General features: G+C 68.5%; 22 protein-coding genes and 1 pseudogene. 9 read left to right on the forward strand and 14 right to left on the reverse strand.

Annotated features, from left to right (window positions below; genetic code table 11):
• Window positions 1–88 precede the first annotated feature (88 nt).
• From rpmG to LOS78_RS06300, 3 genes are all read right to left on the reverse strand, one after another.
• Window positions 89–256, reverse strand: coding sequence for a 50S ribosomal protein L33 (rpmG, locus tag LOS78_RS06290; protein WP_011750518.1), 168 nt, complete (start codon window positions 254–256; stop codon window positions 89–91).
• A gap of 427 nt (window positions 257–683) precedes the next feature.
• The gene (locus LOS78_RS06295) at window positions 684–2279 is read right to left on the reverse strand and encodes a peptide chain release factor 3 (RefSeq protein WP_230376226.1); all 1596 of its coding nucleotides are present in this window, start codon (window positions 2277–2279) and stop codon (window positions 684–686) included.
• A gap of 65 nt (window positions 2280–2344) precedes the next feature.
• Entirely contained in the window at window positions 2345–3094 is a 750-nt protein-coding gene (locus LOS78_RS06300; RefSeq protein WP_028711474.1) for an NAD kinase, read from the reverse strand.
• 143 nt (window positions 3095–3237) lie between these two features.
• Here LOS78_RS06300 and glyA point away from each other — a divergent pair, with 143 nt between their 5' ends.
• On the forward strand, window positions 3238–4521 hold the full coding sequence (gene glyA / locus LOS78_RS06305; protein ID WP_230376228.1) for a serine hydroxymethyltransferase: 1284 nt from the start codon (window positions 3238–3240) through the stop codon (window positions 4519–4521).
• A gap of 18 nt (window positions 4522–4539) precedes the next feature.
• Here glyA and LOS78_RS06310 read toward each other — a convergent pair whose 3' ends face one another.
• Window positions 4540–4899: a hypothetical protein gene (locus LOS78_RS06310; protein WP_230376230.1), complete on the reverse strand. Its 360-nt coding sequence runs from the start codon at window positions 4897–4899 to the stop codon at window positions 4540–4542.
• A 100-nt stretch (window positions 4900–4999) separates the two neighbouring features.
• Between LOS78_RS06310 and LOS78_RS06315 the strand changes: the two genes are divergently transcribed.
• On the forward strand, window positions 5000–5767 hold the full coding sequence (locus LOS78_RS06315) for an alpha/beta fold hydrolase (RefSeq protein WP_371824698.1): 768 nt from the start codon (window positions 5000–5002) through the stop codon (window positions 5765–5767).
• 27 nt (window positions 5768–5794) lie between these two features.
• On the opposite strand, the gene LOS78_RS06320 is transcribed toward LOS78_RS06315, so the two are convergent.
• Complete coding sequence (locus tag LOS78_RS06320) at window positions 5795–6103, reverse strand: hypothetical protein (RefSeq protein ID WP_230376231.1); 309 nt, start codon at window positions 6101–6103, stop codon at window positions 5795–5797.
• 106 nt (window positions 6104–6209) lie between these two features.
• Here LOS78_RS06320 and LOS78_RS06325 point away from each other — a divergent pair, with 106 nt between their 5' ends.
• Window positions 6210–6353, forward strand: a complete 144-nt coding sequence (locus LOS78_RS06325) for an entericidin A/B family lipoprotein (RefSeq protein ID WP_230376233.1) — start codon at window positions 6210–6212, stop codon at window positions 6351–6353.
• A gap of 8 nt (window positions 6354–6361) precedes the next feature.
• Here LOS78_RS06325 and LOS78_RS06330 read toward each other — a convergent pair whose 3' ends face one another.
• Window positions 6362–6682, reverse strand: a complete 321-nt coding sequence (locus tag LOS78_RS06330) for a TraR/DksA C4-type zinc finger protein (protein ID WP_230376235.1) — start codon at window positions 6680–6682, stop codon at window positions 6362–6364.
• Window positions 6683–6945: 263 nt separating this feature from the next.
• Between LOS78_RS06330 and LOS78_RS06335 the strand changes: the two genes are divergently transcribed.
• Window positions 6946–7140, forward strand: a complete 195-nt coding sequence (locus tag LOS78_RS06335; protein WP_230376237.1) for an entericidin A/B family lipoprotein — start codon at window positions 6946–6948, stop codon at window positions 7138–7140.
• Between the two features lie 518 nt (window positions 7141–7658).
• Here the strand turns inward: LOS78_RS06335 and lepA are convergent.
• Together lepA and LOS78_RS06345 are read right to left on the reverse strand one after the other, a co-directional pair.
• Entirely contained in the window at window positions 7659–9458 is a 1800-nt protein-coding gene (gene lepA, locus LOS78_RS06340; protein WP_028713830.1) for a translation elongation factor 4, read from the reverse strand.
• Window positions 9459–9499: 41 nt separating this feature from the next.
• The gene (locus LOS78_RS06345; RefSeq protein ID WP_230376239.1) at window positions 9500–10405 is read right to left on the reverse strand and encodes a DMT family transporter; all 906 of its coding nucleotides are present in this window, start codon (window positions 10403–10405) and stop codon (window positions 9500–9502) included.
• Between the two features lie 103 nt (window positions 10406–10508).
• Between LOS78_RS06345 and LOS78_RS06350 the strand changes: the two genes are divergently transcribed.
• The 5 genes from LOS78_RS06350 to LOS78_RS06370 all read left to right on the forward strand — a co-directional run bounded on the left by LOS78_RS06350 (window position 10509) and on the right by LOS78_RS06370 (window position 13605).
• Entirely contained in the window at window positions 10509–10694 is a 186-nt protein-coding gene (locus tag LOS78_RS06350) for a heavy-metal-associated domain-containing protein (protein WP_230376241.1), read from the forward strand.
• Window positions 10695–10862: 168 nt separating this feature from the next.
• Entirely contained in the window at window positions 10863–11168 is a 306-nt protein-coding gene (locus LOS78_RS06355; protein ID WP_028713833.1) for a hypothetical protein, read from the forward strand.
• 7 nt (window positions 11169–11175) lie between these two features.
• On the forward strand, window positions 11176–11856 hold the full coding sequence (locus LOS78_RS06360; protein WP_028713834.1) for an NAD-dependent deacylase: 681 nt from the start codon (window positions 11176–11178) through the stop codon (window positions 11854–11856).
• Between the two features lie 166 nt (window positions 11857–12022).
• Complete coding sequence (locus LOS78_RS06365) at window positions 12023–13165, forward strand: alpha-D-ribose 1-methylphosphonate 5-triphosphate diphosphatase (RefSeq protein WP_230376242.1); 1143 nt, start codon at window positions 12023–12025, stop codon at window positions 13163–13165.
• Between the two features lie 101 nt (window positions 13166–13266).
• A complete protein-coding gene (locus LOS78_RS06370) occupies window positions 13267–13605 on the forward strand; it encodes a carboxymuconolactone decarboxylase family protein (protein ID WP_230376244.1) in 339 nt (112 codons plus the stop codon).
• A 65-nt stretch (window positions 13606–13670) separates the two neighbouring features.
• Here LOS78_RS06370 and LOS78_RS06375 read toward each other — a convergent pair whose 3' ends face one another.
• The 6 genes and pseudogenes from LOS78_RS06375 to glgB all read right to left on the reverse strand — a co-directional run bounded on the left by LOS78_RS06375 (window position 13671) and on the right by glgB (window position 24131).
• Window positions 13671–15302 (reverse strand): alpha-D-glucose phosphate-specific phosphoglucomutase, encoded by a 1632-nt coding sequence (locus tag LOS78_RS06375; RefSeq protein WP_230376246.1) that lies wholly within the window; start codon window positions 15300–15302, stop codon window positions 13671–13673.
• Between the two features lie 10 nt (window positions 15303–15312).
• Window positions 15313–17148: a 4-alpha-glucanotransferase gene (locus tag LOS78_RS06380; RefSeq protein ID WP_230376248.1), complete on the reverse strand. Its 1836-nt coding sequence runs from the start codon at window positions 17146–17148 to the stop codon at window positions 15313–15315.
• Complete coding sequence (gene glgX / locus LOS78_RS06385; protein WP_230376256.1) at window positions 17141–19234, reverse strand: glycogen debranching protein GlgX; 2094 nt, start codon at window positions 19232–19234, stop codon at window positions 17141–17143. The genes LOS78_RS06380 and glgX overlap by 8 nt, the downstream gene beginning before the upstream one ends.
• The gene (glgA, locus tag LOS78_RS06390; RefSeq protein WP_230376258.1) at window positions 19234–20634 is read right to left on the reverse strand and encodes a glycogen synthase GlgA; all 1401 of its coding nucleotides are present in this window, start codon (window positions 20632–20634) and stop codon (window positions 19234–19236) included. Before glgA ends, glgX begins: the two co-directional genes overlap by 1 nt.
• Entirely contained in the window at window positions 20631–21857 is a 1227-nt protein-coding gene (glgC, locus tag LOS78_RS06395) for a glucose-1-phosphate adenylyltransferase (RefSeq protein WP_230376973.1), read from the reverse strand. The genes glgA and glgC overlap by 4 nt, the downstream gene beginning before the upstream one ends.
• Window positions 21858–21936: 79 nt before the next feature.
• Window positions 21937–24131, reverse strand: a pseudogene (gene glgB / locus LOS78_RS06400) (1,4-alpha-glucan branching protein GlgB).

The following is a 24131-nucleotide window of genomic DNA, read 5'->3' on the forward strand; positions in this document are numbered from 1 at the left end:
GGCCGCAGCGGAAGCAAGTCCAGGGCAAATGCGGAAACCGCGCCCCTTGCGGGACGCGGTTCCAAAGCTCTTCCGTCAGGGGCAGATCTTACTTGATCTTGCCTTCCTTGTATTCGACATGCTTGCGCACCACCGGGTCGTATTTGTTGACCGTCATCTTTTCGGTCATCGTGCGGGCGTTTTTCTTGGTGACATAGAAATGCCCGGTCCCGGCCGTCGAGTTCAGACGGATCTTGATCGTCGTCGGCTTCGCCATCAGTTTCGCTCCTGCTGCGGGGCAAAACGCGTGGCGCGGACCCCGTGGAATTCTCTTGAAGCCCGCCTTTTAGCGGCAGAACGGACGGAGTCAACCGGGAATCGCCCGGAAATCGGCGGCTTCGCGGCGAAAATGCCCCGGCCCGGAGCGGCCACGCGACGAAGGGCCGGGCATCCCGTCACAGGCCGCAGCAGGCATCTGCCCGGACCGCCGCGGGGATCGGGATCGCCGCCGCCCCGGGCCAGTGACTGTCCCGGCAACTGGACCCAATGTCCGGGCGCGACGTCACCCCGCATTCCCGATGCGGGGCAGAGCCACGGCCTTTCCCGGACAGGCCGGGATCGCGCTATCCCGCGTGCCGGGAGCGGCCGCGACCGGGCTATCGGTTTGCAGATCCTCGCGCCAGCCGTGCCGGGCCAGGAAGCTTTCACACCATCATTTCCTTGGTCGCGGTCAGCTTCAGGTCCGGGTGGTCGCGGCTCACCCGGTCGATGTCCCATTGCAGGCGCGTGAGATAGACCAGATCGCCGTCATGGTCCTGCGCCATGTGGCCCTTGTTGGCATTGGCGAAGGCATCGACCTTGTCCTTGGCCCCCGAGACCCAGCGCGCGCTGGTGAATTGCGAGGATTCGAAGCGCACCGGCAGGCCGTATTCCAGCTCGATGCGGCTCGCCAGCACCTCGAATTGCAGCGCCCCCACCACGCCGACGATGAAGCCCGAGCCGATCATCGGCTTGAACACCTTGGCCGCGCCCTCTTCCGCAAATTGCATCAGCGCCTTTTCCAGGTGCTTGGCCTTCATCGGATCGCCGGCGCGCACGGTCTGCAACAGTTCCGGCGCAAAGCTGGGGATGCCGGTGAAGCGCAGCGCCTCGCCCTCGGTCAGGGCGTCGCCGATGCGCAGCTGGCCGTGGTTGGGGATGCCGATGATGTCGCCCGCCCAGGCCTCTTCCGCCAGTTCGCGGTCGGCGGCCAGGAACAGCACCGGGTTCGATACCGCCATCGGTTTCTTGGATCGCACGTGCAGAAGCTTCATCCCGCGCTCGAAATGCCCCGAGGCGAGGCGCACGAAGGCCACCCGGTCGCGATGCTTGGGATCCATGTTGGCCTGCACCTTGAAGACGAAGCCGGTCACCGACTTTTCCTCGGGGGCGATCTGGCGCTCGGCGGCGTTCTGCGGCTGCGGCTGGGGGCCGAATTCGCCGATGCCGGTCATCAGCTCCTTGACGCCGAAGCTGTTGATGGCCGAGCCGAACCAGATCGGCGTCATGTGCCCTTCCAGGAAGGACTTGCGGTCGAAGGCGGGCAGCAGTTCGCGCGCCATCTCCAGCTCCTCGCGCAGCTTCTCCAGCAGCTCGGCGGGAACGTGATCGGCCAGCTTGGGATCGTCCAGGCCGGAAATCTGGATCGACTCGGCCACCTTGTTGCGATCGGCGCGGTCCATGATCTCCAGCCGGTCGTTGAGCAGGTCATAGGCGCCGATGAAGTCGCGGCCCATGCCGATCGGCCAGCTGACCGGCGACACGTCGATGGCCAGGTTCTCCTGGATCTCGTCGATGATCTCGAAAGTATCGCGGCTTTCGCGGTCCATCTTGTTGCAGAAGGTCAGGATCGGCAGGTCGCGCAGCCGGCAGACCTCGAACAGCTTGCGGGTCTGGCTCTCGACCCCCTTGGCGCCGTCGATGACCATGATCGCGGCGTCCACCGCCGTCAGCGTGCGATAGGTGTCCTCGGAGAAATCGCTGTGGCCGGGCGTGTCCACCAGGTTGAAGCGATAGGGCCCGAAATCGAAGCTCATGGCGGAGGCGGAGACCGAGATGCCGCGGTCCTGCTCCATCTTCATGAAGTCCGAGCGGGTGCGCCGCGCCTCGCCCTTGGCGCGGACCTGGCCGGCCATCTGGATCGCGCCGCCGAACAGCAGGAACTTCTCGGTCAGCGTGGTCTTGCCCGCGTCCGGGTGCGAGATGATCGCAAAGGTCCGGCGGCGGGCGATTTCGGGCGGAAGATCGGGACGGTTCATCATGCCCCGCGCTTTAGCGTGCGCCGCGCGCAGTCTCAAATGGAATCGCGGCCCGGATGGAATCGGGGTCAGACGAACTGTTCACGGATCAGCCGTTCCTCGAGCCCGTGGCCGGGGTCGAAAAGCAGCCGGTGCCGGATGGTGTTTTCCGAACGGATCTCGACCCAGAGCACCGAGTCGACGCCGCGCGAATCGGCATCGGCCATCACCGGGCGCTTGTCGGGATCCAGCACGTCGATGCGCACCGTCGCCGACTTGGGCAGGATGGCGCCGCGCCAGCGCCGCGGCCGGAACGGAGCGATGGCGGTCAGCGCCAGCACGTCCGAACCGAGCGGCAGGATCGGCCCGTTCGCCGAATAATTGTAGGCGGTCGAGCCGGCGGGGGTGGAGAGCAGCGCGCCGTCGCAGATCAGCTCCTCCATGCGCACCCGGCCGTTCACGCTGATGCGCAGCCGCGCCGCCTGCGGGCCGGCGCGCAGCATGCTGACTTCGTTGATGGCCAGCGCGCAATGCTCGTGCCCGTCGGTGGTGCCGGCGGTCATGGCCAGCGGATTGACCACGGTTTCCTCGGCGGCCAGGATGCGGGCGGGCAAGTCCTCCTCGGAATAGGCGTTCATCAGGAAGCCCACGGTGCCGCGGTTCATGCCATAGACCGGCAGGCCGCGATTCTGGTGCATGACCGACAGCATCAGCCCGTCGCCCCCCAGCGCCACGATCACCTCGGCCTCGCGGATCGGCACATGGCCGTAACGCTCGGACAGCGCCTCGGCGGCGGTCACGGCGGTTTCGGTGCTCGAGGCGATGAAATGCAGCTTCATGCGGCCATCATGGCGCGCGGCGGGCCGGGCGCAAGGCCCTTTGGCACATGGGATAATCTACCGCCCGCGCGTCGCATCCGTCCTAGCGGGACGCGCGGAAAGGCGCTAGAACCCCGGCAAGCCGCTTTTTGCATGAGGACCAGATGACCGACACCGGATTCTTCGCCGATGAGCTTGCCACCCGCGACCCTGCCATTTTCGGGGCGATCCGCCAGGAGCTTGGCCGCCAGCGCGACGAGATCGAGCTGATCGCGTCCGAGAACATCGTCTCGAAGGCGGTGCTTGAGGCGCAGGGCTCGGTCCTGACCAACAAATACGCCGAGGGCTATCCGGGCAAGCGCTATTACGGCGGCTGCCAATATGTCGACGTGGTCGAGGAGCTGGCCATCGAACGCGCCAAGCAGCTCTTCGATTGCGGCTTCGCCAATGTCCAGCCGAACAGCGGCAGCCAGATGAACCAGGCGGTGTTCCTGGCGCTGCTGCAGCCGGGCGACACCTTCATGGGGCTCGACCTGAATTCGGGCGGCCACCTGACGCATGGCTCGCCGGTCAACATGTCGGGCAAGTGGTTCAACGTCGTCAGCTACGGCGTGCGCCAGCAGGACCAGCTGCTGGACATGGAGGAGATCCGCAAAAAGGCCCATGAGACGAAGCCCAGGCTGATCCTGGCCGGCGGCACCGCCTATTCGCGGATCTGGGACTGGGCCGAATTCCGCAAGATCGCCGACGAGGTGGGCGCCTGGCTGATGGTCGACATGGCCCATATCGCCGGGCTGGTGGCGGGCGGCCAGCATCCCTCGCCGCTGCCGCATGCCCATGTGGTGACCACGACCACGCATAAATCGCTGCGCGGCCCGCGCGGCGGCATGGTGCTGACCAACGATGCCGAGATCGCCAAGAAGATCAACTCGGCGGTGTTCCCCGGCCTGCAGGGCGGCCCGCTGATGCATGTGATCGCCGCCAAGGCGGTGGCCTTCGGCGAGGCGCTGCGCCCCGAATTCAGGGACTATGCCGCGCAGGTCGTCGCCAATGCCCGCGCCATGGCGGACGAGCTGATGCGCGGCGGCATCGACATCGTCTCGGGCGGCACCGACAACCACCTGTGCCTGGCGGACCTGCGCCCCAAGGGCGTGACCGGCAAGGCGACCGAGGCGGCCTTGGGCCGCGCCCACATCACCTGCAACAAGAACGGCGTGCCCTTCGATCCCGAGAAGCCCTTCGTGACCTCGGGCATCCGTCTGGGCGCGCCGGCCGGCACCACGCGGGGCTTCCGCGAGGCGGAGTTCCGCCAGATCGCCCGCTGGATCGTCGAGGTGGTGGACGGGCTGGCCGCGCATGGCGAGGCGGGCAATGCCGAGGTCGAGGCCCGCGTCAAGGCCGAGGTCGAGGCGCTTTGCGCGCGCTTCCCGCTTTACAGCGGCATGTGAGCCCGCCGCGGCGCAGGCTCAGACCAGCCCGCGCCGCACCATGATCCACAGCGCAACGCAGGCCAAAAGCAGCAGCCCGAAAAGAACGCTGGAGGCCAGGGAGAGCGCGCCGCCCTGCAGCCGCGATCCCTGCCCCAGCGGCCGCAGATAGCCCGTCAGCGCCCTGTGCGCCCGCGCCAGCCGCTCGAAATCGACCTGCCGCGCCAGCTTCGGCTGGCCTGCCATGCGGTCGGCCTCGGCCATGAAGCGCGCCTCGCGCCGCAGGCGCCGCGGCAGCGCCCCGCCGCGCTTGCGCAGCATGCTTTCCAGATCGGCCTGCTGGCCGCGCCGCAGGCCGCCGAACCGCGCCGCCATCAGGCTGGCCACCTCGTCGGCCATCGGCCGGATCCTCTCGATGCCCATCGCCCCCACCAATCCCGTTTTTCGGCAAGGCTAACGCCTCTGGCGCCGCTTCGCCAGTGCCGTTAGGTTGCGGGCCATGATGCTGAACACGACCGTCACAGGAACAGATTCGGATCGGCCGCCGGTGCTGCTGGCACATGGGCTGTTCGGTTCGGGGCGCAATCTGGGCGGCCTTGCCCGCCGGCTGGCCGAGACCCGGCGGGTGATCTCGGTCGACATGCGCAACCATGGCGACAGCTTCCACGACCCCGATCACGGCTATCCCGCCCTGGCGGGCGACCTGGCCGAGGTGATCGCCGCGCAGGGCGGCCAGGCGGACGTCCTGGGCCATTCGATGGGGGGCAAGGCCGCGATGATGCTGGCGCTGACCCGCCCGGAGCTGCTGCGCCGCCTGGTGGTCCTGGACATCGCGCCCTTTGCCTATGGCCACAGCCAGAGCGACCATATCGATGCGATGGAAGCGGTGGACCTGACCGGCCTGCGCCTGCGCTCCGAAGCCGATGCGCGGCTGGCCGAACGGATCGCCGATCCGGGCGTGCGGGCCTTTCTGCTGCAATCGCTGGATCTGAAGGCCGATCCGCCGCGCTGGAAGTTCAACCTGTCCGCGCTGCGCGACCAGATGCCCCGGCTGACCGGCTGGCCCGACGTTCCCAAGGGCAGCTTTGCCGGTCCGGCCCTGTTCCTTGCCGGCGCGGAGTCGGACTATTGCCGGGCGCCGCAGGTCCAGGCGATCCGCGAGCATTTCCCGCAGGCCGAGATCCGCGTCATTCCCGGCGCCGGGCATTGGCTCCATGCCGACCGCCCGGCCGAGATTGCCGAGGCGGTCGCGGAATTTCTGGACTGACCGGGCCGCAGCGTCCCCGGTGCAGGTTCAGCCGCCGGGACAGCGCAGCGACAGCCGCGCCTCGCCGGTATCGCCGGGAATGCGGCTGCGCAGGCTGTTCGGGATCGCCGTGCAGCCGGTCGTGCGCTCGGCCGCGATCACCATAAGTGCCGGCACCGGCGCGCGCTCGCGGCGCGTCAGATAACCCAGCCGGATCACCTCTGCCTGGGGGCCGTCGTGAAACACGGCGAAGCGGATCCCGTCCAGCGTGATGTCGTGCCGGGTGGCGCCCAGGAATTGCGGCGCCGGCGAGGCGCAGGCCGAAAGGAACAGGACAAGCATCGGAATCACACGCATGCCGCCTCTCTAGCAGCCTTCGGTTAAGAGGCCGTTAACGCCCGCCGGAACCGGCTTCGGTCGCGGGCGTTATAACCGGAAAGCAAACCCTGGCAGGAGATTGAATATGCAACGAATCCTTCATGCGGTGCCTGTGCTTGCCCTGCTTGCTCTGGCCGCCTGCCAGACGGTGCAGGGGGCGGGACGCGACATTCAGAGCGCGGGTCAGGTGATCACGCGGGAAAGCCACGAGGCCCAATCCGGCATGTGATCGCGGCCTTAGCCCCGCGGCGCGCAGCCGGCGCAAAACGGCGTATCGGGCAGCAGGTCCAGCCTTGCCGGCTGGACGGTGTCGCCGCAGCGCGTGCAGAACCCGTATTCGCCCTCTTCCATGCGGCGAAGGGCGGCGTCGATCCGGCGCAACTCGGCCTGTTCGGCATTGCCAAGGGCTTGAAGGACCTCGTCATCCTCCTGCTCGACGGCGGCCTCTCCCCAATCCTGCGGCAGCGGGGCGTCGAGCTCGTCCCGGATGCGGGCAAGATCGGCGACGATAGCCTCGCGGCGCGCAGCAAGAGTGGCCTTGCGGGCATTCAGATCCATGCAGTTTCTCCTGTCGGCTGCCGATTCAGAGCATGATCCGGCAATGCCGCCTTTGATTTGCATCAATCCGCGACCTTTTTTCTGCGACCGGGCCGGTCCGGCAGGCGGCACCGAGCCGGGCATCGGCCGGGATCCGCCGGAAACCCCGCTGCGGGCGGGTCATTCCTTGCCGATTGCGGCGGGGGACGCCGCGCTCTGGCTTGAGGGGGTTCTTGGCTGGTTTAGGCTTCGCGCAGAAACGAGCAGCAAGAAAGGAACAAAAAATGCGTCGGATTCTGACGATCGGTTTGCTGATGGCAGGGATGGCGGTCGCAGGCTGCGAGACCATGCAGGGCGCGGGGCGCGACATGCAGACCGCCGGGCAACTGCTGAGCGAGCAGGCTGCCAACAGCCAGGTGCAGATGGGACAGGACCCCTATGCGGCGCCGCCGGTGACAGCGGCACCCGCGCCCTACTGACCCAGGATATCGCCGCCGCGAAAAGGCTGGCGGGCGGTGCTGCGAAGCCGGGCAGGCGCGGCGGCGGCCATGCGGCCAATGCCGACCGGTTTGCGGCATCGGCCGGCGATGGCGGGTCCCTTCCGGGCAAGGGGTGTCCATCCGCGCTTCCGGCCGGCCGGGATCGAGATCCCCTTTCAGCGCCGCCGCGCGAGGTCACGAGCCATGGCGGGGATATCGAGGCGCAGCAGGCTGGGACGCCGAACTGGCCGCCCTTGCGGCGGATGGGAAGACGGCGCCCCGAAAACCGGGCGCGCCAAGGCCAAGGCTGCGCAGACCGCCACGCCGCAGCGGATGAACGGTGCACCCGGCGGTCCCGAGCTGCCGCGAGCGGCAGGAGAGGCCAAGACCGGCGACCGAGACGATGATGTCAGGTCCCGAAGGCCCGGAGCATGAAGGCAAGAGGCATAGCGGGGGGTATGGCCTTGCAGCCTGCCCGCGAGAGAGGGGGCGGACGCGGTTCGGGGACCGCGGCCGTCTCAGCCGTCCATCTTCAGCGCCTGGATGAAGGCGGTCTGCGGGATCTCGACCTTGCCGAACTGGCGCATCTTCTTCTTGCCGGCCTTCTGCTTCTCCAGCAGCTTCTTCTTGCGCGTCGCGTCGCCGCCGTAGCATTTCGCGGTCACGTCCTTGCGCATCGCCGACAGCGTCTCGCGCGCGATGACGCGGCTGCCGATGGCCGCCTGGATCGGGATCTTGAACATGTGCCGCGGGATCAGCTCCTTGAGCTTTTCCACCATCGCCCGGCCGCGCGATTCGGCGCGGTCGCGATGCACCATGATCGACAGCGCGTCCACCGGCTCATCGTTCACCAGGATCGACATCTTCACCAGATAATCCTCGCGGTATTCGCTGATCTGGTAGTCGAAGCTGGCATAGCCCTTGGTCACGGATTTCAGCCGGTCGTAGAAGTCGAACACCACCTCGGCCAGCGGCAGGTCATAGACCACCATGGCACGGTTGCCGGCATAGGTCAGGTCCATCTGGATGCCGCGACGGTCCTGGCAGAGCTTGAGCACGTCGCCCAGGTATTCGTCGGGCACCATGATCGTGGCCTTGATGCGCGGCTCCTCGATATGGTCGACATAGGTCAGGTCGGGCATGTCGGCGGGGTTGTGCAGCTCGCGCACCTCGCCGTCGCGCATGTGCAGCCGGAACACCACCGAGGGCGCGGTGGTGATCAGGTCCAGGTCGTATTCGCGCTCCAGCCGGTCGCGGATCACTTCCAGGTGCAGCAAGCCCAGGAAGCCGCAGCGGAAGCCGAAGCCGAGCGCGGCCGAGGTCTCCATCTCGTAGGAGAAGCTCGCATCGTTCAGCGCGAGCTTCTCGATGGCGTCGCGCAACGCCTCGAAGTCGTTGGCATCGACCGGGAAGAGGCCGCAGAACACCACCGGCTGGGCGGGCTTGAAGCCCGGCAGCGGCTTATCGGTGCCCTTGCGCTCATGCGTGATGGTGTCGCCGACGCGGGTGTCGCGCACCTGCTTGATCGAGGCGGTCAGCACACCGATCTCGCCCGGGCCAAGCTCGGCGATGTCCTGCATCTGCGGACGCAGCACGGCGAGCTTGTCGATGCCGTAGACGGCATTGGTCTGCATCATGCGGATGCGGTCGCCCTTGCGGATCACCCCGTCCATGACGCGGATCATCACCACGACGCCCAGATAGGGGTCATACCACGAATCGACCAGCATCGCCTTCAGCGGCGCATCGCGGTCGCCCTTGGGGGCCGGCAGGCGGGTGACGATGGCTTCCAGCACGTCGGGAATGCCCAGCCCCGTCTTGGCCGAGATCTCGATGGCGTCATGGGCATCGATGCCGATCACGTCCTCGATCTGCTCCTTGACGCGGTCGGGCTCGGCGGCGGGCAGGTCGATCTTGTTCAGCACCGGCACGATCTCGTGCCCGGCATCGATGGCCTGATAGACATTGGCCAGCGTCTGCGCCTCGACCCCCTGCGTCGCGTCCACGACCAGCAGGCTGCCCTCGACCGCGCGCATGCTTCGGCTGACCTCATAGGCGAAGTCCACATGGCCGGGGGTGTCGATCAGGTTCAGCACATAGGTGCGCCCGTCCTTCGCCGGATATTCGATGCGCACGGTGTTGGCCTTGATGGTGATGCCCCGCTCTCGCTCGATATCCATGCTGTCGAGCAGCTGGGCCTTCATGTCGCGTTCGGCGACCGTGCCCGTCAGTTGGATCAGCCGGTCGGCCAGGGTGGATTTGCCGTGGTCGATATGGGCCACGATCGAGAAATTGCGGATGAGGTCAAGGTCGGTCATGGCCGGGCTATACTAGGGCTTTGGCGTTGCGGAAAGAGGGTTCATGCGGCGGTGACGAAACCGGCCTCGCGCAGCCGGCGGCGGCGCAGCGCGGCCTCGCGCCACATGGTGTAGCAGCCCGAGGCGACGATGATCGCGGCGCCGGTCAGCGTCGGCGCATCCGGACGCTCGCCAAAGACCAGGAAGGCGAGGATCAGGGCGAAGACCAACCGCGCATAGCGATAGGGGGCGAGCGCCGAGGCCTCGCCCAGCCGGGTGGCGGTCACCAGCAGCGCATAACCCCCGACGCCGACGGTGATGCAGGCCAGGAACAGCAGCCATTGCCGCGGGCTGGGCATGACGAAGTCCTGCCCCAGCGCCAGCGCCATCAGCACCGAGGCGATCAGGATGGCGAAGAAGGCCGAGGCGGCCAGCTGGTCGGAATGGATATGCGCCGGCACGCGGCGGGTGGCGATGTCGCGCGCCGCCAACCCCAGCACCGCCAGCAGCGCCATCAGCGACACCGGCTGGAACCCCGCCAGCCCCGGCCGGATCACCAGCAGCACGCCGAGGAAGCCGGCGATGATCGCGCTCCAGCGCCGCCAGCCGACCGGCTCGCCCAGAAACAGCGCCGCGCCCAGCACGATGGCCAGGGGCAGCGCCTGCATGATCGCCGAGGTCGAGGAAAGTTCCGTCAGCGCCAGCGCCACGACGATGCCGATCGAGCCCACCGCCTCCATCAACCCGCGGAACAGCACGATGGGGCGGATCAGGTCGCGGGTGAACAGCCGCCCGCCCCTGAGCTTCAGCATGGCGCCGAAGGCCAGGAAGCCCAGAAGCCCGATCAGGCCCAGCACCTGCGCATAGGGCAGTTCGGCCGCAAGCAGCTTGATGAACATGTCCTCGAAGGCGAAGAGCACCATCGAGACGACCATCAGGATCGCGCCACGGAAGTTTTCGGTGACCATCGGTCGCAGCCTCATGAGGGGGAGTTGCGCCCGCGGCGCCGCGACGCGATCATAGGCCGGTTCCCGGACAAGTGAAAGTCCGGGCGGACAAAGGGATGAACCGATGAAATTCCGCGTCGAGGATATGAGCTGCGGCCATTGCACCGCCGCCATCGAAAAGGCGGTGGCCGAGGCGGGGGGCCGGGCCGCCTGCGACCTGCCTTCGCGCAGCGTCGCGGTCGAGGGGCTGGATGCCGCCCGCGCCGAGCAGGTGATTCGCGAGGCGGGCTATACTCCACAGCCCGCCTGACGGCATATCTTGCGGTCCCGGCGGCCGCAGCCGCCATCCTTGGCACGGCCCGGCGCACCTGCCGCAATTGAGAGGCAATGCGGCTTCTGCTAAGCTTTCCCGGATAAGATCCGCGGCTGAAAGAGGGTGCCCAGCCCCGCCGCCGCGGCATGAGCCGAGGAGACAGAGATGTTCAACCGAGTGATGATCGCCGCCGCGGCGGTGGTGCTGACCGCGCCGCTCGCCGTCGCCGGTCCGATCGATTCCGCCTGCGTGCGTTCCGAACGCGGCGCCCGCAACGGCCAGGCTTGCCGCTGCATCCAGCAGGTCGCCGACCAGACGCTGTCGCGCGCCGACCAGCGCCGCGCCGCCCGCTTCTTCCGCGACGCCGATGCGGCGCAAGAGGTGCGGATGTCGAAAAGCGACGCCGACAACGCCTTCTGGGCGCGCTACAAGAATTTCGCCGCCACGGCCGAGGCCTATTGCTCGAACTGAGGCGCCGATGCGGATCACCGTCCTGACCGGGGCCGGCATCTCGGCCGAAAGCGGGATCCGCACCTTCCGCGCCACGGACGGCCTGTGGGAAGCGCATCGCATCGAGGATGTGGCCACGCCCGAGGGCTTCCGGCGCGACCCCGTGCTGGTGCATCGCTTTTACAACATGCGCCGCGCCGATGCCGCCCGCGCCCAGCCCAATGCCGCGCATCGCGCGCTGGCCCGGCTGGCGCAGCATCACCAGGTCACGCTGGTTACCCAGAACGTCGACGATTTGCACGAACGCGGCGGCTCGCCCGAAGTGATCCACATGCATGGCAGCCTGCTGGGCGCGCTCTGCGCCGGCTGCGGGCATCGCTGGCCGGCGGCGCTGGTGATGCGGGCGCTGGACCCCTGCCCCGGCTGCGGCAAGGCGCTGACCCGACCCGACATCGTCTGGTTCGGCGAGATTCCCTATCACATGGAGCGGATCTGGGCGGCGGTCGAACAGGCCGAGATCTTCGCCGCCATCGGCACCTCCGGCCAGGTCTATCCGGCTGCCGGGCTCGCGCAGCACGCCCGCCGCGCCGGCGCCCGCACGGTGGAACTGAACCTGGCCGCCTCGGCCGTCGCAGGCGATTTCGCCGAGCACCGCACCGGCCCCGCGACCGAGATGGTGCCGGCCTGGGTGGACGCGCTCTGCGGCTGAGCCTTTCCGCATCTTCTCTGTTTTCCAAATACCCCGGGGGAATGCCGGGCCGGCCCCGTCGAGGGGTCGGCCCGGCGTGGGGGCAGAGCCCCCGCCGCCCCTGCCGCGCTTGACCACGGCGCCGCGATCGGCCACCCCTTGCCTGCCGAAACCCGAAAGTCCGCAGATGACCCGAACCATCCTCGCCAATGCCCGCCTGATCCTGCCCGAAACCGTGACGACCGGGGCCGTGGTGATCGAGGACGGCGCCGTCGCCGAGATCCTGCCGGGCGCGGCCGTCCCCGCCGGCGCCCTGGACATGGGCGGCGACTTCCTCGCCCCCGGCATGGTCGAGCTGCATACCGACAACCTGGAGCGCCACATGCGCCCGCGCCCGGGCGTGAACTGGCCCCATGCCGGCGCCATCCTGGCGCATGACGCGGAACTGGCGGGCTGCGGCATCACCACCGTCTTCGACGCCATGCGCGTGGGCTCGATCCCGAACGAGGGGCCGGACGAGGATTACGACAAATATGCCCGCGAGCTGGCGCATGAACTGGCCGCCATCCGTGCCCGCGGCGTGCTGCGCATCAGCCATTTCCTGCATCTGCGCGCCGAGGTCTGCTCGCAGACCCTGCTGGCCGAGCTGGACGAGTTCGGCCCCGAAGACCGGGTCGGGATCATCAGCCTGATGGACCACACCCCGGGCCAGCGCCAGTTCCGCGACATCGCCAAGCTCGCGCAATACGTGCAGGGGAAATACAAGCTTTCCGACGCGGAATTCGCCGATCACGTCGCCCGGCTGAAGGCCCTGCGCACCCGGTTCGGCGATGCGCATGAGGCGGCGGCGGTCGAGATCGCGCATCGGCTGGGCGCGGTGCTGGCCAGCCATGACGACACCACCGCCGAACATGTAGCGGTCTCGGCCGGCCACGGCGTGCGTCTGGCCGAGTTCCCGACCACGCCCGAGGCGGCGACAGCCTGTCACGCCCATGGCATCATGGTGATGATGGGGGCGCCGAACCTGATCCGCGGCGGCAGCCATTCCGGCAATGTCTCGGCCGCCGATCTGGCGCGGGCCGGGCATCTGGATATCCTCAGCTCGGATTACGTGCCCTCGGCCCTGCTGGCCGGGGCGCTGATCCTGGCGCGGATCTGGGACGACCTGCCGCGCGCCATGGCGACGGTCACCGCCAATCCGGCCCAGGCGGCGGGGCTGGTGGATCGCGGCCGGATCGCGCCGGGGCTGCGCGCCGACCTGATCCGCTTCGCGATGATGGACGACACCCCGGTGATGCGCGAGACCTGGGTGCGCGGTCGCCGCGTCTGACTCCATCTTACTTGCGTAAATTCGCATATATCTTGATCTGGATCAAGCCGCGCCGCTTCCGGCCGGGCTAGCATGGGCCTGCCGGAAAAGGAGGGCGATCCATGAGCTACAAGACCAAGATCGACGGAATGCGGGGCGAGTTGCGGGTGATGAACAAGGCCATCCCCGAGGCGATGCAGGGATTCGGCGTGCTGTCGAAGGCGGTGCATGACGGCGGCGCGCTGGACCTCAGGACCAAGGAGATGGTCGCGCTCGGCATGGCCGTCGTGCAGCGTTGCGAGCCCTGCATCCTGTTCCATGTCGAGGCGTTGATGAAGGCCGGCGCCAGCCGCGAGGAACTGGCCGAGGTGCTGGCCATGGCGATCCAGATGAGCGGCGGGCCGGGCATGATGTATGCCGGCCACGCGCTGGCCTGCTGGGACGAGCTGGCGGCGGGCTGATCCCGCCGCCGCATTTCCGACAAGGCCGTTTCGGCGTTTCGACCGGGGCCGAAGGCACCGCCCGGTCAGGTGATGACGTCGGGCTGGGTGCGGCCGGTGCGCTCGCGGATGCCGGCGATCTCGTCGGCGGCGGCGATGATCCCGGCCAGCGCGCCCTGCGGCTCGTCCTGCATCCGGGCCGGGTCGGTCTCGACCCGCTCCAGGTAGACGCGCAGCGTCGCGCCCTCCGTCCCGGTGCCCGAGAGCCGCAGCACGATGCGCCCGCCGCCCTCGGTCAGGATGCGCAGGCCCTGGCCTTCGGTGCGCGAGCCGTCCACCGGGTCGTCATAGGCGAACTCGTCCGCCGCCTCGATGCGCAGCCCGGCGGCGGTCTGGCCCGGCAGATCGGCCAGGCGCGCGCGCAGCGCCGCCATCAGCTCGCCGGCGGCGCCGGCATCCACAGTCTCGTAATCGTGGCGGGAATAGTAGTTGCGGCCGTATTGCGTCCAGTGGTCCTGCATGATCTCGGCCACCGACTGCCGGCGCTCGGCCAGCAGGTTCAGCCAGAACAGCACCGCCCAAAGCCCGTCCTTTTCCCGCACATGGTCCGAGCCGGTGCCGGCGCTTTCCTCGCCGCAAAGCGTGGCGCGGCCGGCATCGAGCAGGTTGCCGAAGAACTTCCAGCCGGTCGGCGTCTCGTAGCAGGCCACGCCCAGGCTTTCCGCCACCCGGTCCAGCGCCCGCGAGGTCGGCATGGACCGCGCCACCCCCTTCAGCCCGCCGGCATAGGCCGGGACCAGCGTCGCATTCGCCGCCAGCACCGCAAGGCTGTCCGAGGGCGTGACATAGCAGTTGCGGCCGACGATCATGTTGCGGTCGCCGTCGCCATCCGAGGCGGCGCCGAAATCCGGCGCGTCGGGGCCGAACATCGCATCCATCAGCTCCTTGGCCCAGATCGGGTTCGGATCGGGATGGCCGCCGCCGAAATCCGGGCTCGGGACGGCATTCACCACCGAGCCCGCGGGCGCGCCCAGCTCGCCTTCCAGGATCGCCCTGGCATAGGGGCCGGTCACCGCGTGCATGGCGTCGAAGCGGATGCGGAAGCCGTCCGCGAACAGCGCGCGGATCTTGCCGAAGTCGAAGATCGAGCGCATCAGCTCGGCATAGTCGGCGACGGGATCGACGACCTCGATCTCCATGCCGCCCAGGGTCGTGATGCCCGGCCGGGACAGGTCGACGTCCTGCGCGTCGAGGATACGGTATTCGGTCAGGGTCTTGGTGGCCCCGAAGATCGCCTCGGTCACCGGCTCGGGGGCCGGGCCGCCATTGCCGATATTGTATTTGACGCCGAAATCCTCGGTCGGGCCGCCGGGATTGTGGCTGGCGGACATGATGATGCCGCCATCCGCCCCGCGCAGCCGGATCAGGTGCGAGGCGGCGGGGGTGGAAAGCAGCGCGCCCTGCCCGACGATCACCTTCTTCGCGCCGCTGGCCGCCGCCATGCGCAGGATGACCTGCGCGGCGCGGTCGCCGAAATAGCGCCCGTCGCCGCCCAGCACATAGGTCTTGCCCGCGGCGCCGCCGGTGCCGTTCCAGATCGCCTGCACGAAGTTTTCCAGGTAATGCGGCTGCATGAAGACCGGGGTCTTCTTGCGCAGGCCCGAGGTGCCGGGCTTTTGCCCCGCGATGGGCTTGGTCGGGACGGTGTGAACGGTCATTGACCTCTCCTTAGCGTTCGTGGTCGCGCATGATGCTGGCAGTCCGCGCGACCGAGGGCAATGCCGGGAAATCCCCGGCCGCCACCGGCAGGCGCAGTTGCCAGTTCGGATATTCGCCGACCGTGCCGGGCAGGTTCGGCTGGTCGGCCATGTCGAGCAGCAGTTCCGCCTGCACCGCCACCAGACGCGACGGCGTGCGGGCCAGGAAGCCGTGCAGCGCATCGATACCGGGATCGGGCAGCAGCCGGTCGAAGGCGGCGACCTCCTCGGCGCGTTCTTGCTGCCCGGCGGCGGTTTCCTGCCCGGCGATGCGGGCGCGGGCCTCGACGTCGGCGCCCTGCCGCCAGCCGCGCCAGGTCGGCAGGTCGTGGGTCGAGAAGCTGGCGATGGCGTCCCGGTCATAGGATTCGGCCGGGCGGAAGGCGGGCGGATGCCAGCCCTCGCGCTCGAACATCGCCACGCGGCAGCCGAGGATGCCGGAAACCGCCAGCGCCTCGCGCAGGCCGTCGGGGATGTTGCCCAGATCCTCGCCGACGATCACCGCATTGCCGGCGCGCGCCGCCTCGATCCGGGCCACGGCCAGCATGGCGTCGCGCGGCATGGCGACATAGGCGCCGGGCGCGGCATCAGGCACCCAATAGGCGCGCTCGAAGCCCAGGATGTGGTCGATGCGCAGCACGCCGGCGAATTGCAGCTGGCGGCGCAGGGTTTCGGCCAGCGGCGCATAGGCTTGGGCACGCAGGCCCGTGGGGTTGAAGGGCGCGAGGCTCCAGTTCTGCCCCTGCGGGGCGAAGGCATCGGGCGGCGCGCCGAGCGAGGCGCCGAAGGCGAAGCTCGCGCGGTCCTCCCATGTTTCGGCGCCGAAGGGATGGGTGCCGACAGCGAGGTCGAGATAGAGCCCATGCGCCATGCCGCCGTCGCGCGCCGCCTGCCCGGCCGCCGCCAAGGCCCGCTCGGCCCGCCATTGCAGCCAGGCGTGAAAGCGCATCTCGCCGGCCAGTTCCGCCCGCGCAGCGATGGCGGCGGGCGTGTCGGGCGAGGCGAGGGTCGCCGGCCAGTCGCCCCAGAAGGCCCCCAGCCGGGCCGAGAGCGCCTGATGCAGGGCGAAGCGTTGCAGGCCCTCGCCCTCCGCCGCCTGCCAGGCGTCGAAACCGGGATCGCCGGGAAAGGCGTCGTATTCCGCCCGCAGCGCCGCCATGCGGGCCGGGATGTCGCGGGCATAGTCGATGCGCGGGCCGGGGGTGCCGGGGCCGCCGGGCAGGTGGATCACGTTCAGCCGCCGGCGATGCGAGGGGGTATAGGGGCTGAACAGCTGCGGCTCGGTCGGAAAGCCGGCATGGACCGGGTTGATGCCGAGGAATGCCGCCCCTTGCCGGCCCATCCCCTTGGCCAGCACCGCAAGGTCGGCATAGCTGCCGATCCCGCTTTCCGAGATGCCGTAGAGCGGCGCGACCAGCCCCCAGCAGCGCGCCGGCCCCGGCAGGCGCGGCGGCGCGGCGAGCAGCGTATAGTCCCGGCCCCCGGCCCGCAGGCGGTGGATGCCCAGCGGCAGCTCGGGCAGCGGGCCGTTTCCCTCGGCCTCGGTGCCATCCTCGAAGGTCAGCCGCCAGTCGCCGACGGCCAGGTCCGGGCGCGCACCGGCGGCGCAGATCACGTCCTGCGGCAGGCGGTCGGCATGGTCGTCCAGCGCCGCCTGCGCCTCGGCCGCGGTGGGCACGGCAAGGCCCATGGCAGCCAGCAGCGCCACCGCCGTCTCGACCGAGGTCTCGCGCCATCGCCCGGCAAGGTCGTGAAAGCCCGGCAGCACGCCCATGCGCCCGGCCAGGGTCAGGCGCGGATCAGTCATCCGCGCGCTCCAGATCGAAGGCGAGGGTCGACTGGCCGTCCACCGCCAGCCGCTCGGCCTCGACCACATGCGGGGCCAGGTCGGGGCGGCTGGTGTCCAGGTGCAGCCGCCAGCGCCAGCCCTCGGGGCGCTCGGGCAGCACCACATCCAGCGGGGCACCGTTGTTGAAGACCAGAAACAGCGCCTCCTCGCGCTGCGCATAGTCGGGGGTGCCGGCGGCCATGCGCAGCTCGGCGCAAAGCACGCGCAGCTCGGGGTTGCCCCAATCGGCCGGGGTCATCTGCGCGCCGTCCGGGCGCAGCCAGAACAGGTCGGGCAGCCCGTCGGTCAGGCGCGGCCGCGAATGCAGGAAGCGTTTCTGCCGCAGAATCGGATGGGCGCGGCGAAAGGCGATCAGCCGGCGGGTGAAGTCCAGGAAGGCCGGGTCGGCGCCCTGCCATTGCACCCAGCCGATCTCGTTGTCCTGGCAATAGGCGTTGTTGTTGCCGGCCTGCGAATTGCCCAGCTCGTCCCCGGCCAGCAGCATCGGCGTGCCCTGCGACAAAAGCAGCGTCGCCAGCAGGTTGCGGCGCCGCCGCGCGCGGGCGTCCAGGATCGCGGGGTCGTCGCTGGGCCCCTCGGCGCCCATGTTGTCCGAGAAATTCTCGGAATGGCCGTCGCGGTTTTCCTCGCCATTGGCGGCATTGTGCTTTTCGGAATAGCTGACCACGTCCATCAGCGTGAAGCCGTCATGCGCGGTCAGGAAGTTCACCGAAGCCGTGGCGGGCCGGCCGGAATGGTCGAACTGCCGGGCGGACCCCGCCATGCGGTCGGCCAGTTCCGGCACCTGCCGGGCGTCGCCGCGCCAGAAGCGGCGGATGCCGTCGCGATACTTGTCGTTCCATTCCAGGAAGGGCGGCGGGAAGCCGCCCAGCTGATAGCCGCCGGGGCCGATGTCCCAGGGCTCGGCGATCAGCTTCACCCGCGTCAATACCGGGTCCTGCCGGATCGCATCGAAGAACGAGGCGCTGCGGTCGAAACCGCCCCGCACCCGCCGGCCCAGCGTGGCGCAAAGATCGAAGCGGAAGCCGTCCACATGCATCACCTCGACCCAGTAGCGCAGGCTGTCCATGACCATGCGCAAGACCATCGGGTGGTTGACGTTCAGCGTGTTGCCGGTGCCGGTGTCGTTGATGTAATAGCGCGGATCCTCTTGCAGCCGGTAATAGCTGCGATTGTCGAGGCCGCGGAAGCTCAGCGTCGGGCCAAGCTCGTTGCCCTCGCCGGTGTGGTTGTAGACCACGTCCATGATCACCTCGATGCCGGCGGCATGCATGCGGGCGACCATGTGCTGGAACTCGGCGATCTGGTCCTTGGCCAGATAGCGCGGATCGGGGGCGAAGAAGCCGAGCGTCTGGTAGCCCCAATAGTTCACCAGCCCCTTTTCCAGCAGGAAACGGTCGTTCAGGAAAGCCTGCGCCGGCAGCAGCTCCAGCGCGGTGATGCCCAGGGATTGCAGGTGATCGAGCACCGGGTCCGAGGCGAGGCCCAGGAACGTGCCGCGATGCGGCACGTCCGGGTGCAGCTGGGTCAGGCCCTTGACATGGGCTTCGTAGATCACCGTCTCGGCAATGTCGCGGCGCGGCGGCTGGTCGGGGCCCCAGGCGAAGGACGGGTCCTCGACCACGCAGCGCGGCATGAAGCGGGCGCTGTCGCGCTTGTCGAAGCTCAGGTCGCCCTCGGGCGCGCCGACCGTGTAGCCCATCAGCGCGTCGTGCCAGACCGGATGCCGGGTCAGCCGCTTGGCATAGGGGTCGAGAAGCAGCTTGTGATAGTTGAAGCGGTGCCCCTCGGCCGGCGCATAGGGACCGTCGGCGCGCAGCCCGTAAAGCTGGCCGGGGCGCAGGCCGGGGACATAGCCGTGCCAGACGTCGCCGTCGCGTTCCGGCAGGTCCAGCCGGTGCGTCTCGGTCCGGCCGTCGGGCGAAAACAGGCACAGCGTCACCCGCCGCGCATGTTCCGAGAACACGGCGAAGTTCACGCCCTCGCCGTCGAAGGTGGCGCCCAGCGGTTCCGCCCGGCCCTCGAGGATGCGCAGTTGGGTCATCAGGCGGCCATCGCCCCGAACAGATCGGCATAGGCGCGGGCCGAGGCGTCCCAGCCGACCGGATGCGCCATCGCGTTGCCCATCATGCGCTGCCACACGGCAGGCTGGCGCCAGAGCGCGCAGAGCCGCGACAGCGCCCGGGACAGCGCCCGGGCATCGACCGGGTGGAACTGCACCCCGGTCGCCACGCCCGCAGCCAGCCCCGCCGCCGAGGCGTTGATGAGAGTATCCGCCAGCCCGCCCGTCAGCGCCACCAGCGGCAGGGTGCCGAAGCGCAGCCCGTAAAGCTGCGTCAGCCCGCAAGGCTCGAAGCGCGAGGGCACCAGGATGGCGTCGCCGCCGGCGATCATGCGGCGCGACAGCGGCTCGTCATAGCCCAGCCGCAGCGCGACGCCGGGATGGCGGGCGGCGGCCTGCGAAAACGCCGCTTCCAGCCCGGGGTCGCCCGAGCCCAGCACCGCAAGCTGGCCGCCGTTTTCCAGCAGCGCCGGCAGCGCCTCGATCAGCAGGTCCAGCCCCTTCTGCCCGGTCAGGCGCGAGACGACCACGCAAAGCGGCCCCTCCGCCTCGGGCAGGCCGAATTCCTTGCGCAGCGCCGCGCGATGCGGCGCCTTGCCTTCGGGCGTGGCATAGGGCGGCTTCCAGGCCTCCAGATCGATGCCGTTCAGGATGCCGGTGAAATCGCCGGCGCGGTCGGCCAGCACCCCCTCCATCCCCATGCCGAATTCCGGGGTCATCAGCTCTTCGGCATAGGTCGGGCTGACGGTCGAGACCTTGTCGGCAAAGACGATCCCCGCCTTCAGCGCCGAGATCCGGCCCCAATATTCGAAGCCGCGCGGGTTGAAGAGATGCGCCGGCAGTTGCAGCGCCGAGAGCATATGCGCCGGCGCGAGGCCCTGAAAGGCGATGTTGTGGATGGTCAGCAGCGTCCGCACGTCCCGCACCCCGGCTTGGCGCAGATAGACCGGGGCCAGCCCCGCCTGCCAGTCGTGCAGGTGCAGCACCTGCGGGCGCCAGTCCTCGATCCCCTCGGCGGCGATCAGCGCGGCGGCCTTGGACAGCGCGGCGAAACGCTGCGGATTGTCGGGCCAGTCGCGGCCGTCCGGCCCCAGATAGATGCCGCCCTGCCGGTCGAAAAGATGCGGCGCATCGAGGATGTAAAGCACCGCATCCCCCAGCGCGCCGCGCCGGATGCAGGCCGGAGCGCCGAACAGCTCGGGGATCTCGCGCACGGCCGGCGCCTTGGCCTGCGCGGCCAGCACCGCCGGATAGCCGGGCAGCAGCACCCGCATCCCGACCCCGTGCCCGGCCAGCGCCGCCGGCAGCGCCCCCGCCACGTCGGCAAGGCCCCCGGTCTTGACCAGCGGCACGCATTCCGAGGCGACGGACAGAACCCTCATAAAGACGCTTCCCTTCGATCCAGCATGTCCTGCGTGATCAGCGTGACGCCGCCTTCCGAGACGCGGAACCATTTCGCGTCCTCGTCGGGGTCCTCGCCGACCACGAGCCCTTCGGGGATTCTGACGGCGCGGTCAATGACCACATTGGTCAAACGCGCGTGTCGGGCAACATTGGCGTAAGGCAGCACCACCGCGCGTTCCAGGCTGGAATAGGAATTGGTATGGACCTGGGTGAACAGCAGCGACTCGCGGATCTCGCTGCCCGAGATGATGCAACCGCCCGAGATCAGCGAGCTGACGGCGCTGCCGCGGCGATCCGGCTCGTCATGGATGAACTTGGCGGGCGGCACCAGCTCGGAATAGGTCCAGATCGGCCAGTCGCGATCCCAGAGGTTCAGGTCGGGGTTGAAGTCTGTCAGGTCGATATTCGCCCGCCAGAAGGCGTCGACCGTGCCCACGTCGCGCCAATAGACCGGATCGCCGTCCGAACGCACGCAGCTGTCGGCAAAGCGATGCGCCTGCGCCTTGCCGTTCCTGACGATCTGCGGGATCAGGTCGTTGCCGAAATCGTGGCTGGAATTGTCGTCCTGCATGTCGCGGATCAAGAGGTCGCGCAGGAAGTCCCAGCGGAACACGTAGATGCCCATCGAGGCCAGCGTCACATCCGGGTCGTCGGGCGTGCCGGGCGGGTCCTTGGGCTTTTCCAGGAAGCTGGTGATGACGTCCTTGCCGTCCACCGCCATGACGCCGAAGGCCGAGGCCTCGGCCCGCGGCACGGTCAGGCAGCCGATGGTCACGTCCGCGCCCGCCTCGACATGGTGGCGGATCATCAGCTCGTAATCCATCTTGTAGATATGGTCGCCGGCCAGGATCAGCACATAGTCCACGCCATAGCTGTCGATGATGTCGATGTTCTGCGCCACCGCATCCGCCGTGCCGCGATACCACATCGATTCGTCGTAACGCTGGGACGCGGGCAGGATGTCGAGGAATTCGTTGCGCTCGGCGCGAAAGAAGTTCCAGCCGCGCTGGACATGGCGGATCAGGCTGTGGGCCTTGTATTGCGTGGCCAGCGCCATCTTGCGGATGCCCGAGTTCAGCGCGTTCGACAGCGCGAAGTCAATGATCCGCGACTTGCCGCCGAAATAGACCGCGGGCTTGACCCGCTTGTCGGTCAGCTCGCGCAGGCGCGAACCGCGGCCGCCGGCCAGAATGAAGGCCATGGATCGTCTGGAAAGCCTTTCCTCACGCTGGGCCATCTCTATCCCCTCCCTCTTTACCCGGCGCCTGCGCGCGGGATGGTTACACCGTATCGTCCTTCACGAAGATCAGCGTCGAAAGCGGCGGCAGCACCAGGTCGGCATGGGCGGGCTGGCCATGGCTCTCGCCCGGCAGGGCGGCGACGCGGCCCAGATTGCCGCGCCCGGCCCCGCCATAGACCTCGGCATCGGTGTTCAGCACCTCTCGCCACCGGCCCGCCTGCGGAAAGCCCATGCGCCAGCCGCTGCGCTCGACCGGGGTGAAGTTGCAGACCACCACCACCTCGGGATCGCCCGGGCCGCCGCGCCGCAGCCAGGCATAGATGGAATGGGCGGCGTCATTGGCCTCGATCCACTGGAAGCCGGCGCCGTCGCAATCCTTCGCGTAAAGCGCGGGCGTTGCGCGATAGATGGCGTTCAGGTCGCGCACCAGCAATTGCATGCCGTAATGCAGCGGGTTGCCGATGCAGGCCCAGTCGATCTCGGCATCGTGGTTCCATTCCGAGCCTTGGGCGAACTCCTGGCCCATGAACAGCAGCTTCTTGCCCGGATGGCCCCACATGAAGCCGTAATAGGCGCGCAGGTTGGCGAATTTCTCCCATTCGCTGCCGGGCATCTTGGTCAGCATCGAGCCCTTGCCGTGCACCACCTCGTCATGGCTGATTGGCAGGATGAAATTCTCGGAAAAGGCGTAATGCAGGCCGAAGGTCATCTGGTGGTGATGGTGCTTGCGATGGATCGGCTCGCGCTTGATGTAATCCAGCGTGTCGTTCATCCAGCCCATGTTCCACTTGAAGCCGAAGCCCAGGCCCCCTTCATGCACCGGCCGCGAGACCTTGGGGTAGCTGGTCGATTCCTCGGCCACGGTCATGATGCCCGGTTCCTCGCCATAGGTCAGGCGGTTCATCTCCTGCAGCATGGCGATGGCTTCGTAATTCTCGCGCCCGCCGTCCTTGTTGGGGATCCATTGCCCCTCGGCGCGGGAATAGTCGCGATAGAGCATCGAGGCCACCGCATCCACCCGCAGCCCGTCGAGGTGATATTCCCGAAGCCAATAAAGCGCGTTCGAGGTCAGGTAGTTCATCACCTCGGCCCGGCCGTAATTGTAGATCAGGGTGTTCCAGTCCTGGTGAAAACCCTCGCGCGGGTCGGCATGTTCGTAAAGCGCGGTGCCGTCGAACTGCACCAGCCCGTGCGGATCGGTCGGGAAATGCCCCGGCACCCAGTCCAGGATCACCCCCAGCCCCGCCTTGTGCGCCGCGTTCACCAGGTCGCGGAATTCGTGCGGCGGGCCGAAGCGGATCGTCGGCGCGAACAGCCCGACCGGCTGATAGCCCCATGAGCCGTCGAACGGATATTCGCTGATCGGCAACAGCTCGATATGGGTAAAGCCCATGTCGCGGGCGTAATCGACCAGCTCCACCGCCGCCTCGCGGTAGGAGATCGGCCGGCCGCCGTCCTTCCTGCGCCAGCTGCCCAGATGCACCTCGTAGATCGAGATCGGGCGGTCGCGGCGCTGCGCCTCAGCCCGCGTGCCCATCCAGCCGCCATCCGACCAGCCATAGCCCGCGATGTCGCGCACCACCGAGGCGGTGGCCGGCGGATGCTGCGCGCCGAAGCCGACCGGATCGGCCTTTTGCGCCAGCCCGCCATAGGCGCCGAGGATCTCGTATTTATAGGCCGTGCCCTCGCCCAGGCCGGGCATGAAGATCTCCCACACCCCGGTCGCGCCGCGCCGGCGCATGACATGGCGGCGGCCGTCCAGGCGTTGAAATCCCCGATCAGCGAAACGCGGCGGGCATTCGGCGCCCAGACCGCGAAATGCGTGCCGCGCGTGCCCTGCTGTTCGATCACATGCCCGCCGAGCGCCTGCCAGAGCCGCTGGTGCCGCCCCTCGCCCAGCAGGTATTCGTCAAGCTCGCCCAGGACCGGGCCGAAGCGATAGGCGTCCTCGACCAGCCATTCCTCACCGTCGCGGCGGCCCCGCAACAGATAGGGCTTCGCGCCCGGCACCTTGCCGTGGAACAGGCCGGGATAGCCCTCGACCGGCGCCAGCGGATGCGCCTTGCCGCCTACGACGGCCGCCATCTCCTGCGCGCCGGGATCGAAGGCGGTGACATGGCGGACGCGGTCCCGCAGATGCGGGCCAAGGACCGCGAAGGGATCGTCGAAGCGCCCCGCGACGATGCGGTCCAGCACCGCGGGGTCGGCGACGTCATTCGGGTCGATCTGCGCCAT

The sequence above is a fragment of the Paracoccus sp. MA genome (genome assembly GCF_020990385.1).
GTDB lineage: Bacteria > Pseudomonadota > Alphaproteobacteria > Rhodobacterales > Rhodobacteraceae > Paracoccus.